Raw genomic sequence first — 11848 nt, 5'->3', positions numbered from 1 at the left:
CGTGACCTCACGTACCGCCGGTTCGGATGGGCTCAGATCCTGGCGAGGACCCGGGTGAGCAGCTGGCCCATGCGGGCGGCCGAGTCGCGGCCGGCCTGGAGGACCTCTTCGTGGTTGAGCGGCTCGCCCGACAGGCCCGCCGCCAGGTTGGTGACCAGGGAGATCCCGAGGACCTCGGCGCCGGCCTCGCGGGCCGCGATGGCCTCCAGCACGGTGGACATGCCGACCAGGTCCGCGCCCATGACGCGGATCATGTTGATCTCGGCCGGGGTCTCGTAGTGCGGGCCGGGGAACTGGACGTAGACGCCCTCTTCCAGCGACGGGTCGATCTCCTTGCACATCGCGCGCAGGCGCGGCGAGTACAGGTCCGTCAGGTCCACGAAGTTCGCGCCGATGATGGGCGAGGTGGCCGTCAGGTTCAGGTGGTCGCTGATCAGGACCGGCTGGCCGGGGCGCATGCCCGCGCGCAGGCCGCCGCAGCCGTTGGTGAGGACGATGGTCTTGCAGCCGGCGGCGACGGCGGTACGGACGCCGTGCGCGACGGCGGCGACGCCGCGGCCCTCGTAGTAGTGGGTCCGGCCGAGGAAGAGCAGCGCGCGCTTGTCGCCGATCTTGTACGAGCGGATCTTGCCGCCGTGTCCTTCGACGGCGGGCGGGGGGAAGCCCGGGAGTTCGGTGACCGGGAACTCGGCCTCGGGAGCGCCGAGCGCCTCGGCGGCGGGCGCCCAGCCGGAGCCCATCACGAGGGCGACGTCGTGGGATTCGGCGCCGGTGAGCTCACGCAGACGCGCGGCCGCGGCGTCGGCGGCGGCGTGGGGATCGGTAACAGATGCGTTCACGCGGACGAGCGTAACCGCTCCGCCCCTACGCGCGTAGATGGCACAGCTCACGGTGTTCGGATCGTTGCCTTGTCGTTTCCGACCAAATGTCCCGCCGGGGCCGCCTGGCCCCGGCGGCGGGGGTCAGCAGGGCCGCTTGCGCAGTTCCATCACGTAGTCGTGCGGCGCGCCCGCGGATTCGGCGGCGTCCGCCAGTTCTCCGAGGTACCGCGCGGAGGGCAGCCCGCCCTCGTAGCCGTTCAGGACGTACACCCAGGCGGCCTCCTCGCCGTCCAGGGTGTGCACCCGCACGCGCATCCGGCGGTAGATGTCGAGACCGACGCCCTCCCACCGGTCCATGGACTCCTCGTCCGGCGGCGCGATGTCGTACAGGGCGACGAATACCTGGTGGCGGGGTGCTTCCACGATCGTGGCGAGCGCGCCTTCCCAGCCCATCTGTTCCCCGCCGAAGGTCAGCCGCCAGTCGTTCAGCCACCCCGTTCCGCGCAGCGGGGAATGCGGAGCGCGGCGCGTCATCAGCCGCGGGTCGAGGTTGCCGGCGTACGCGGCGTAGAGCGACATGAGGTCGAGGGTACGGGAGGGACGGGCCCGTGCGCGTGCCCGGATGGCGGACCGGGCGCGAAGCACCGGGAAGCGTGCGGGACAATGGGGCACGGAATGCATCCCCCGGGGAGGACCCCCGGAACCCCCGGCCGGGGGGCAGCCGGCCGGGTAGACGTGAGGCGGACTTTTCGTGACCCGGATCGTGATCATCGGCGGCGGCCCCGGCGGCTATGAGGCGGCCCTGGTAGGCGCCCAGCTCGGCGCGGAGGTGACCGTCGTGGACTGCGACGGTCTGGGCGGGGCGTCGGTCCTGACCGACTGCGTGCCCTCCAAGACCCTGATCGCCACCGCCGAGGTGATGACGACCTTCGACTCGTCCTACGAGGAGCTGGGCATCGTCGTCGCCGACGACACCCCACCGCTGGAGCAGGCGGCCCGGGTGGTCGGCGTGGACCTCGGCAAGGTGAACCGACGGGTCAAGCGCCTCGCGCTGGCCCAGTCCCACGACATCACCGCCTCCGTGACCCGGGCCGGCGCCCGCGTGCTGCGCGGCCGCGGCAAGCTCGGCGGCCCGCAGGGCATCGACGGCACCCGGGACGTCATCGTGACGGCCGCGGACGGCACGGAGACGATCCTGACCGCCGACGCCGTCCTGATCGCCACCGGCGGGCACCCGCGCGAGATCCCGGACGCGATGCCCGACGGCGAGCGGATCCTGAACTGGACCCAGGTCTACGACCTGGAGGAGCTGCCCGAGGAACTGATCGTGGTCGGCTCGGGCGTCACCGGCGCCGAGTTCGCCGGCGCCTACCAGGCGCTCGGCTCCCGGGTCACCCTCGTCTCCTCCCGCGACCGCGTGCTGCCGGGCGAGGACCCGGACGCCGCGGCCGTCCTGGAGGACGTGTTCCGCCGCCGCGGCATGAACGTCGTCGGCCGCTCCCGCGCCGAGTCCGCCAAGCGCGTCGGCGACCGCGTCGAGGTCACCCTCTCCGACGGCCGCGTCATCACCGGCTCGCACTGCCTGATGGCGGTCGGCGCGATCCCCAACACCCGGAACATGAACCTGGAGGAGTCCGGGGTCCGGCTCACCGACTCCGGGCACATCTGGACCGACAAGGTCTCGCGGACCTCCTCCCCGGGCGTGTACGCCGCCGGCGACGTCACCGGGATCTTCGCGCTGGCGTCCGTCGCGGCCATGCAGGGCCGGATCGCGATGTACCACTTCCTGGGCGACGCGGTGACCCCGCTGAACCTCAAGACGGTCTCCTCGAACGTCTTCACCGACCCCGAGATCGCCACCGTCGGCTACACGCAGGCCGACGTGGACTCCGGCAGGATCGACGCCCGCTGCGTGAAGCTGCCGCTGCTGCGCAACCCGCGCGCCAAGATGCAGGGCATCCGCGACGGCTTCGTGAAGATGTTCTGCCGCCCCGGCACCGGGATCGTGGTGGGCGGCGTGGTCGTGGCCCCGCGCGCGAGCGAGCTGATCCACCCCATCTCGATCGCCGTCGACAACAATCTGACCGTCGAGCAGATCGCAAACGCGTTCACCGTGTACCCCTCGCTGTCCGGGTCGATCGCCGAAGTGGCCCGCCAGCTGCACACCCGCAAGGCCGCCGGAGAGGCGTAACGCCGGTCCCCCTTCCGGCGCTTCCGGCTACGGCCGGTCGCGCCGGAAGCGCGCATATCACACCGGTGCCCGATCTGTTCTCGTCTTCTGCATTTCGGTGCCGAGGACTGAAAGGAACGGACTGGTTGCGTTACTGTCAGTTTCGTGTTCGCTGCAGAACGTCGTCAATTGATCCTCGAAATGGTGCGCGCCAACGGAGCGGTTTCGCTGCGTGAGCTCGCCCGCGTCGTCCAGACCTCCGAAGTGACCGTACGGCGGGACGTGCGGGCACTGGAGGCAGAAGGACTCCTCGACCGCCGGCACGGCGGTGCGGTTTTGCCGGGCGGCTTCACGCGGGAGTCCGGCTTTCCGCAAAAGTCCCATCTCGCGACGGCGGAGAAGACCGCCATTGCCGATGTCGCGGCGAGCCTCGTCGAAGAAGGCGAGGCCATCGTCGTCGGCGCGGGCACCACGACCCAGGAGCTGGCCCGCCGGCTCGCCCGGGTGCCCGGTCTGACCGTCGTCACCAATTCACTGCTCGTCGCCCAGGCACTGGCGCACGCCAACCGGGTCGAGGTCGTGATGACCGGCGGCACCCTGCGCGGCTCCAACTACGCGCTGGTAGGCAGCGGGGCCGAGCAGTCCCTCCAAGGGCTGCGCGTCTCCCGGGCCTTCCTGTCCGGCAGCGGCCTGACCGCCGAACGCGGGCTGTCCACGTCGAACATGCTCTCCGCGAGCGTGGACCGGGCGCTCGTCCAGGCGGCCGCCGAGGTCGTGGTCCTGGCCGACCACACCAAGCTCGGTACGGACACCATGTTCCAGACGGTGCCCACGGACGTCATCACCCGGCTGGTGACGGACGAACCGCAGCCGCACGACGAGCGGGCCGGCACCGAACTCCAGGCGCTGGCCGACCAGGGCGTGCAGATCACGGTCGCGGGGGCCGGCGCCCCGGCCGCCGACGGCATGCAGGGCCGGCGGCCGCGCCGCGACTCCCCGCTGCCCGTACAACGCCGTGGCGGCCCCACCGCCCAACTGCGCAGCGCCCCCGCGGGGATGCTGGAGCAGCAGGCAGGGGAGCGCGCCAGGGTCGCGGACATGCGCCGCCGCTAGGGCGCGTGAACGCGTGGGAACGCCGACGGGGCCGGAGTGATCCGGCCCCGTCGGCGTGCGGTGCTGTGCGGCGCGATCGTGCGGTCGGGGACCGCGCGGTCCCCGGACCTCAGTCCTTGATCTCGCAGATGGTGGCGCCGGAGGTGACCGAGCCGCCGACGGCGGCGGCGAGGCCGACGACGGTGCCGGAGCGGTGGGCGTTGAGGGGCTGTTCCATCTTCATGGCTTCGAGTACGACGACCAGGTCGCCCTCGTTGACCTGCTGGCCCTCTTCGACCGCGACCTTGACGATGGTGCCCTGCATCGGCGACGCGAGGGTGTCGCCGGAGGCGGCCGGGCCGGACTTCTTCGCGGCGCGCCGCTTGGGCTTGGCGCCGCCGGCAGCCGCGGTGCGGGCCAGGGTCATGCCCAGGCTGGAGGGCAGCGAGACCTCCAGGCGCTTGCCGCCGACCTCGACCACGACGGTCTCGCGGCCCGGCTCGTCCTGCTCCTCGTCGGCCGCGGGGACCACGAACGCGGGGATCTCGTTGACGAACTCGGTCTCGATCCACCGGGTGTGGACCGTGAACGGAGCGCCGCCGGCGGGTGCGAACGCGGGGTCGGTGACGACCGCGCGGTGGAAGGGAACGGCGGTGGCCATGCCCTCGATCTCGAACTCCGCGAGCGCGCGGGCCGCGCGCTGCAGGGCCTGCTCACGGGTGGCGCCGGTGACGATCAGCTTGGCCAGGAGCGAGTCCCAGGCCGGGCCGATGACGCTGCCGGACTCCACGCCCGCGTCCAGGCGCACGCCCGGGCCCGAGGGCGGGGCGAACTTGGTGACGGTGCCGGGGGCGGGCAGGAAACCGCGGCCCGGGTCCTCGCCGTTGATGCGGAACTCGATGGAGTGCCCGCGCAGGACCGGGTCGCCGTAGCCGAGTTCCTCGCCGTCGGCGATCCGGAACATCTCGCGGACCAGGTCGATCCCGGAGACTTCCTCGGTGACGGGGTGCTCGACCTGCAGGCGGGTGTTGACCTCCAGGAAGGAGATCAGGCCGTCGGCGGAGACGAGGAACTCCACCGTGCCGGCGCCGACGTAGCCGGCTTCCTTCAGGATCGCCTTCGACGCCGCGTACAGCTGCGCGTTCTGCGCCTCGCTCAGGAACGGGGCGGGCGCCTCCTCGACCAGCTTCTGGTGGCGGCGCTGGAGCGAGCAGTCACGGGTGGAGACGACGACCACGTTGCCGTGGGTGTCGGCCAGGCACTGGGTCTCCACGTGGCGCGGCTTGTCGAGGTACTGCTCGACGAAGCACTCGCCGCGTCCGAAGGCCGCGACGGCCTCGCGGACCGCCGAGTCGTAGAGCTCGGGGATCTCCTCCAGGGTGCGGGCGACCTTCAGGCCGCGGCCGCCGCCGCCGAAGGCGGCCTTGATCGCGATGGGCAGCCCGTGTTCGGCGGCGAAGGCGACGACCTCGTCGCTGCCGGAGACCGGGTCGGGGGTGCCCGCGACGAGCGGGGCCCCGGCGCGCAGCGCGATGTGCCGGGCGGCGACCTTGTCGCCCAGGTCGCGGATGGCCTGCGGGGGCGGGCCGATCCAGGTCAGGCCCGCGTCGATGACGGCCTGCGCGAAGTCGGCGTTCTCCGACAGGAAGCCGTATCCGGGATGGATGGCGTCCGCGCCCGAATCGGCTGCCGCCTGGAGGACCTTCGCGATGTCCAGGTAGCTGGCGGCCGGGGTGTCACCGCCCAACGCGAAAGCCTCGTCGGCCGCGCGGACGTGCAGAGCGTCCCGGTCCGGATCCGCGTACACGGATACGCTGGCGATCCCGGCGTCCCGGCAAGCCCGAGCAACGCGGACAGCGATTTCGCCACGGTTGGCGATGAGCACCTTGCGCACGATGACTCCCTCCTTGAAAAACAAGCTGAGTTTAGGGACAGCCGACACGGCCTTTCGACCCGTCCCCAGAGGTGAGCTTGCCCACACGGAGCGTTAATCGAGGCTTCCTAGAGCGTCGACACCCCTTGTGGCGCCCCAGGTCAGCGGGATCCCCGACTGCACCCTAGCCGGGCCGTGTGTCCAAGGTCTCTGCGTTCGGGGTCAGCGGGTCACCGGGTTTCTTTGTGGACTCCCTACCAACGGGTACGGCTTTCTTTGCCCGCAACCCGGCCGCCCCCACCCCTTGTCCGCGGGTTTACCCGTGAGTAGCCTCCAGGAGTCGAACGCTTTTGTGGACGCATGCGGATCGGGTGGGGGCGCCGTGCTGCGCAGACTCGTGGCCTCGGTGGCCGCGATCGTGCTTGTGGTGGAAGCGGCGGTGCTGGTGCTCGTGCACATCGTGCTGGGCGCCACCACGCACAACCAGGCCATGTCGATAGCGGGCATGGACCCGGACGTCATGTCCGCTGCCACCTACGCCATGGGCGCGGGCATCGGGGTGTTCCTGCTGGCCGGGGCCGTGCTCCTGGCCATTACCGCGATCCGTGACCGGCCGCCGGGCCGCTTCGCGCGGGTGCTGTTCGTCGTCACGGCCGTCACGCACGTCGTGCTCGGCGCCCTGGCCGCCGCGCTGGTCGGCTGGGGCGCCTTCGCCGCCACGATGGTGATCTTCTGCCTGCTCGTGCTGGTCCTGACGCTCTACGCCCGGGCCGTCGGGGAGAGCCCCCGCGAGGGCGCCGGGGAGATGAAGGTCACGTCCACAAGTCCGTGATGGACACGCCGAGTTCGCCCAGCAACGAGCGGAGCAGCGGAAGCGACAGCCCGATCACGTTGCCCGGGTCGCCGTCGATGCCGTCGATGAAGGGCGCCGAGCGCCCGTCCAGGGTGAACGCCCCGGCCACGTGCAGCGGCTCGCCGCTCGCCACGTACGCCGCGACCTCCGCGTCGCTCGGCTCGCCGAAGCGGACCGTCGTGGACGCCGTGGCCGACACCCGGGCCCCGCTCGCGGTGTCGATCACGCAGTGCCCGGTGCGCAGCACGCCCACCCGTCCGCGCATCGACTTCCAGCGGGCCGTGGCCTCCTCGGCGTCGGCGGGCTTGCCCAGTGCCTCCCCGTCCAGCTCCAGCACGGAGTCGCAGCCGACCACCAGGGCCCCCGCGGCCTCCGGCAGGGCCGCCACCACGGCGGCCTTGGCCTCGGCCAGGACGAGGGCCAGCTCGGCCGGTGTGTCGGCGTCCAGGGCGTCCTCGTCGACCCCGCTGACGATCACGTGCGGGGCGAGGCCGGCCTGGCGCAGCAGGTTCAGCCGGGCGGGCGAGGCGGAGGCGAGGACGAGGGCGCGCGGCTGCGCGGGCGTGGCGGTCATGGGAGCCATCGTAGGAGCCGCGGGGGCGCCCGTCGGCACGCTCTAGCGCAGACCGTGCACGCCGAGGACGTAGACGACCACCACCATCGCCAGCGCCAGGACCACGCCCATCCGGCGGAGCATCGACTGCGCCTCGCGCATGTCCCGCGGCGGCTCGTTCTTCGGATCGGACCAGAGCATTCCACGATCGTGCTCCGCGGACGCCGGTGGCGCCTGAGTACGGGTACTCAGGCGCCACCGTCCGTTCACTCGGTCCGCGGGTCAGGAGGGCCAGTACGTACGCCCCCACGCCCGCGGTCCCGGCTGCGGCAGCCGCCGCCGGGCCACCCGCGAGGGCGCCGCCCACTCGTCCTCGACCCGGGGCGCGGCCGGCGCCGCCGCTGCCAGCGCCGCCGCGCGCGCCTGGACCACCGCCAGAGCGGCGGCCAGCTCCTCGGCGGTCGGATTGCCCTTGACGACCTTGATCACCACAGAGACCTCCAGGGTCCGGTCCGGGGTCCTACAGGGGAATGTTGCCGTGCTTCTTCGGCGGCAGCGACTCGCGCTTGGTGCGCAGCTGCCGCAGCCCCTTCACGATGTGCGCCCGCGTCTCGGACGGCATGGTCACCGCGTCGATGTAACCGCGCTCGGCGGCCGTGTACGGGTTGAGCAGGGTGTCCTCGTAGTCGGCGATCAGCTCGGCCCGCTTGGCCTCGCGCGCCGCGTCGTCCGGGGCGGCCGCGATGGTCCGCCGGTGCAGGATGTTCACCGCGCCCTGCGCGCCCATGACGGCGATCTGCGCGGTCGGCCAGGCCAGGTTCAGGTCCGCGCCGAGGTGCTTGGAGCCCATGACGTCGTAGGCGCCGCCGAAGGCCTTGCGGGTGATCACGGTGATGAGCGGCACGGTGGCCTCGGCGTACGCGTAGATCAGCTTCGCGCCGCGCCGGATGATGCCGTTGTACTCCTGGTCCGTGCCCGGCAGGAAGCCCGGGACGTCGACGAAGGTCAGCACCGGCACGTTGAAGGCGTCGCAGGTCCGCACGAACCGGGCCGCCTTCTCGCTCGCGTCGATGTCGAGGCAGCCCGCGAACTGCATCGGCTGGTTCGCCACGATGCCCACCGGGTGGCCCTCGACCCGGCCGAAGCCGGTGAGGATGTTCGGCGCGAAGAGCGCCTGGGTCTCCAGGAACTCGCCCTCGTCCAGGACGTGCTCGATCACGGTGTGCATGTCGTAGGGCTGGTTGGCGCTGTCCGGGATCAGCGTGTCCAGCTCGCGGTCCTCGGCCGAGATTTCCGTGTCCGCCTCCTCGGGGAAGGCGGGCGGCTCGGAGAGGTTGTTCGACGGCAGGTAGGCGAGGAGCGACTTCACGTACTCGATCGCGTCCTTCTCGTCCCCGGCCATGTGGTGGGCCACGCCCGAGACGCTGTTGTGCGTGCGGGCGCCGCCCAGCTCCTCGAAGCCGACGTCCTCGCCGGTGACCGTCTTGATGACGTCCGGGCCGGTGATGAACATGTGCGAGGTCTGGTCCACCATCACCGTGAAGTCGGTGATCGCGGGGGAGTACACGGCGCCGCCCGCGCAGGGCCCGACGACCAGGCTGATCTGCGGGATCACCCCGGAGGCGTGCACGTTGCGGCGGAAGATCTCGCCGTACATGCCGAGCGCGCTCACGCCCTCCTGGATCCGGGCGCCGCCGGAGTCGTTGATGCCGACCAGCGGGCAGCCGGTCTTCAGGGCGAAGTCCATGACCTTCATGATCTTCTGCCCGTAGACCTCGCCCAGGGCGCCGCCGAAGACGGTGAAGTCCTGCGAGAACACGGCGACCGGACGTCCGTCGACCGTGCCGTAGCCGGTCACCACGCCGTCGCCGTAGGGCTTGGTCTGCTCCAGCCCGAAGTTCGTCGAACGGTGCCGGGCGAAACCGTCCAGCTCCACGAACGAACCCTCGTCCAGCAGCAGCGCCACCCGCTCACGAGCCGTCAGCTTGCCCTTGGCGTGCTGCTTCTCCACGGCGCGTGCGGAACCGGCATGGGTGGCTTCGTCGATCCGGCGCTGCAGATCCGCGAGCTTGCCCGCGGTGGTGTGGATGTCGATGGGCTCTGAGGGTTGAGACATCGGGGTCGCGGCTCCCTGGGTGGTCAACTGCCGTGGTCAATGGGGTGACTGCTGCTGGCTACTGGTTGGCTACTGGTGCGTAGCGTATCGGCGGGCATGGCGCTCGGCAGTGCGGCGTTTGCCACACCTACTGTGGGTTGCATGACGCCATCAGATGCCTCATCCGGAGCCTTCGCCGGCCGCTGGTCCAGCCTGGACCGGCCGCCGCTGTCCGCCGCCGCGCTGCGCAAGGCCCTCGTGGTCCCCGGCGGGCTGTGGACCTCCGTCGAGGTGACCGGATCCACCGGCTCCACCAACACCGACCTCGCCGCGCGGGCCGCGGGGCTGCCCGAGGGGGCCGTGCTGGTCGCCGAGGAGCAGACCGCCGGGCGCGGGCGCCTGGACCGCAGCTGGACGGCTCCGGCCCGGTCGGGGCTGTTCTTCTCCGTCCTGCTGAAGCCCGGGCCGCAGGTCCCGCAGGAGCGCTGGGGGTGGCTGACCCTGCTCGCCGGGGTGGCCACCGCGACCGGGCTGTCCCGGGGGGCCGGGGTGGACACCGCACTCAAGTGGCCCAACGACCTGCTGGTCACCGTGGACGGCGACGAGCGCAAGGCAGGCGGCATCCTCGCCGAGCGCACCGGCGACGGGGTGGTCGTGGGCATCGGGCTGAACGTCTCCCTCACCGAGGACGAGCTGCCCGTACCCACCGCCGGTTCGCTGCTGCTCGCCCGGGCCACCGTGACCGACCGCGAACCGCTGCTGAAAGCCGTACTGCGCTCCCTGGAGCAGTGGTACGAGCGCTGGCGGGCGGCCGGCGGCGATCCGGCGGCCAGCGGCCTGCAGGAGACGTACGCGGCGGGCTGCGCGACGCTGGGCAAGCACGTACGGGCGGAGCTGCCCGGCGGGCGGCAGCTGACCGGAACGGCCGAAGCGGTCGACGCGGACGGCCGGCTGGTCATCCGGACGGCGCAGGACGCCCACGAGGCGGTGGGCGCGGGCGACGTCGTCCACCTGCGGTCGGTGCACTAGGGGCTCCGGCCGGTTCCTGCGGCCCCCGGTTGCCGTCGGCGGCGACCGGCGGGTGGAGTGGGGAGTGAGCTACGGCACACCTGCCGTATGGTTTAGGCGATCCCGGTGCTCCCGGTGATCACCCGGTTCGGCAGGGCAGTGCGCACGGAATGGACAGGAGGCGGCCCTTGACCGTCGACGACCCTACGTCCAGCGCGTCCGGCTCCCAGGGTGCCGGGCCGGTGAGCGGTCCGGGCACGCCGATCGGGCGTGATCAGCACACTCCCCATCACGAGGTCGACCACACGGCCCAGCCGACCGCGGATCCGCTCGCGATCCGGCTGGAGCAGCTCATCCTGGGCGCCGAGCGCCGGTACACGCCCTTCCAGGCGGCCCGCAGCGCCGGCGTCTCCATGGAGCTGGCGTCCCGTTTCTGGCGGGCCATGGGCTTCGCCGACATCGGCCAGGCCAAGGCGCTCACGGAGGCCGACGTACTGGCCCTGCGCCGGCTCGCCGGTCTGGTGGAGGCCGGACTGCTGAGCGAGCCGATGGCGGTCCAGGTGGCCCGTTCCACCGGGCAGACCACGGCGCGGCTGGCGGAGTGGCAGATCGACTCCTTCCTGGAGGGGCTGACGGAGCCGCCGGAGCCGGGGATGACCCGTACCGAGGTCACGTACCCGCTGGTGGAGCTGCTGCTGCCGGAGCTGGAGGAGTTCCTCGTCTACGTGTGGCGGCGCCAGCTGGCGGCGGCCACCGGGCGGGTGGTGCAGGTCGCCGACGACGAGGAGATGGTCGACCGGCGGCTCGCGGTGGGCTTCGCGGACCTGGTCGGCTTCACCCGGCTGACCCGGCGCCTGGAGGAGGAGGAGCTGGGCGAGCTGGTCGAGGCCTTCGAGACCACGGCGGCGGACCTGGTGGCCGCGCACGGCGGCCGGCTGATCAAGACGCTCGGCGACGAGGTGCTGTACGCCGCCGACGACGCGGCGACGGCGGCGGAGATCGCGCTGCGGCTGATCGAGACGATGGAGGAGGACCCGCAGATGCCCGAGCTGCGGGTGGGCATCGCCTTCGGCACGGTGACGACCCGGATGGGCGACGTCTTCGGGACCACGGTGAACCTGGCCTCGCGGCTGACCTCGATAGCGCCGAAGGACGCGGTGCTCGTGGACGGGGCGATGGCCCTGGAACTGGGGCGCACCGGGGCCGCGCCGGTCTCCGAGAAGGAGGCGGCCGAGGCGCGGGCGGAGGCGGGAGAGGGCGCGGACGGGGAGACGTACCGCTTCGCGCTCCAGCCGATGTGGCAGCGGCCGGTGCGCGGACTGGGGGTCGTGGAGCCCTGGTTGCTGACGCGCCGGACACCTAAGATCCCCGGGTAACGTTCGT

Annotated in this window: 12 protein-coding genes; 5 read left to right on the top strand and 7 right to left on the bottom strand. The window is 72.0% G+C overall.

The window, feature by feature from the left end; translation table 11 throughout:
- Window positions 1-32 precede the first annotated feature (32 nt).
- Both AC0693_RS01980 and AC0693_RS01975 read right to left on the bottom strand, forming a co-directional pair.
- On the bottom strand, window positions 33-839 hold the full coding sequence (locus tag AC0693_RS01980; RefSeq protein WP_356404204.1) for a purine-nucleoside phosphorylase: 807 nt from the start codon (window positions 837-839) through the stop codon (window positions 33-35).
- A 123-nt stretch (window positions 840-962) separates the two neighbouring features.
- Window positions 963-1400, bottom strand: a complete 438-nt coding sequence (locus tag AC0693_RS01975; RefSeq protein WP_356404206.1) for a gamma-glutamylcyclotransferase family protein — start codon at window positions 1398-1400, stop codon at window positions 963-965.
- Window positions 1401-1572: 172 nt separating this feature from the next.
- On the opposite strand from AC0693_RS01975, the gene AC0693_RS01970 reads away from it, so the two are divergent.
- Together AC0693_RS01970 and AC0693_RS01965 are read left to right on the top strand one after the other, a co-directional pair.
- Window positions 1573-3012, top strand: a complete 1440-nt coding sequence (locus AC0693_RS01970; RefSeq protein ID WP_469319922.1) for an NAD(P)H-quinone dehydrogenase — start codon at window positions 1573-1575, stop codon at window positions 3010-3012.
- A 144-nt stretch (window positions 3013-3156) separates the two neighbouring features.
- Complete coding sequence (locus AC0693_RS01965; protein WP_356404209.1) at window positions 3157-4104, top strand: DeoR/GlpR family DNA-binding transcription regulator; 948 nt, start codon at window positions 3157-3159, stop codon at window positions 4102-4104.
- 109 nt (window positions 4105-4213) lie between these two features.
- On the opposite strand, the gene AC0693_RS01960 is transcribed toward AC0693_RS01965, so the two are convergent.
- Entirely contained in the window at window positions 4214-5977 is a 1764-nt protein-coding gene (locus AC0693_RS01960) for an acetyl/propionyl/methylcrotonyl-CoA carboxylase subunit alpha (protein WP_478800748.1), read from the bottom strand.
- Window positions 5978-6338: 361 nt separating this feature from the next.
- Between AC0693_RS01960 and AC0693_RS01955 the strand changes: the two genes are divergently transcribed.
- A complete protein-coding gene (locus tag AC0693_RS01955; RefSeq protein ID WP_356404213.1) occupies window positions 6339-6788 on the top strand; it encodes a hypothetical protein in 450 nt (149 codons plus the stop codon).
- On the opposite strand, the gene AC0693_RS01950 is transcribed toward AC0693_RS01955, so the two are convergent.
- The 4 genes from AC0693_RS01950 to AC0693_RS01935 form a co-directional block, all read right to left on the bottom strand.
- Window positions 6769-7392, bottom strand: a complete 624-nt coding sequence (locus AC0693_RS01950) for a nucleoside triphosphate pyrophosphatase (protein WP_356404215.1) — start codon at window positions 7390-7392, stop codon at window positions 6769-6771. The two genes, AC0693_RS01955 and AC0693_RS01950, sit on opposite strands and share 20 nt — an antisense overlap.
- A 33-nt stretch (window positions 7393-7425) precedes the next feature.
- A complete protein-coding gene (gene mmpB, locus AC0693_RS01945; RefSeq protein ID WP_356404217.1) occupies window positions 7426-7563 on the bottom strand; it encodes a morphogenic membrane protein MmpB in 138 nt (45 codons plus the stop codon).
- 81 nt (window positions 7564-7644) lie between these two features.
- Window positions 7645-7854 (bottom strand): acyl-CoA carboxylase epsilon subunit, encoded by a 210-nt coding sequence (locus tag AC0693_RS01940; RefSeq protein ID WP_356404219.1) that lies wholly within the window; start codon window positions 7852-7854, stop codon window positions 7645-7647.
- A 28-nt stretch (window positions 7855-7882) separates the two neighbouring features.
- A complete protein-coding gene (locus tag AC0693_RS01935; protein WP_356404221.1) occupies window positions 7883-9478 on the bottom strand; it encodes an acyl-CoA carboxylase subunit beta in 1596 nt (531 codons plus the stop codon).
- A 141-nt stretch (window positions 9479-9619) separates the two neighbouring features.
- Here AC0693_RS01935 and AC0693_RS01930 point away from each other — a divergent pair, with 141 nt between their 5' ends.
- Both AC0693_RS01930 and AC0693_RS01925 read left to right on the top strand, forming a co-directional pair.
- Window positions 9620-10486 carry a biotin--[acetyl-CoA-carboxylase] ligase gene (locus AC0693_RS01930; RefSeq protein ID WP_478800747.1) on the top strand — a complete coding sequence of 289 codons (867 nt, stop codon included), beginning with the start codon at window positions 9620-9622 and terminating at the stop codon, window positions 10484-10486.
- 167 nt (window positions 10487-10653) lie between these two features.
- Complete coding sequence (locus AC0693_RS01925) at window positions 10654-11841, top strand: adenylate/guanylate cyclase domain-containing protein (protein ID WP_356404225.1); 1188 nt, start codon at window positions 10654-10656, stop codon at window positions 11839-11841.
- The last annotated feature ends 7 nt before the right edge of the window (window positions 11842-11848 follow it).

The organism is Streptomyces sp. NPDC043876 (assembly GCF_056435825.1).
Note: the sequence above shows the minus strand (reverse complement) of the source record. Positions and strands in the feature narration are given on the sequence as shown.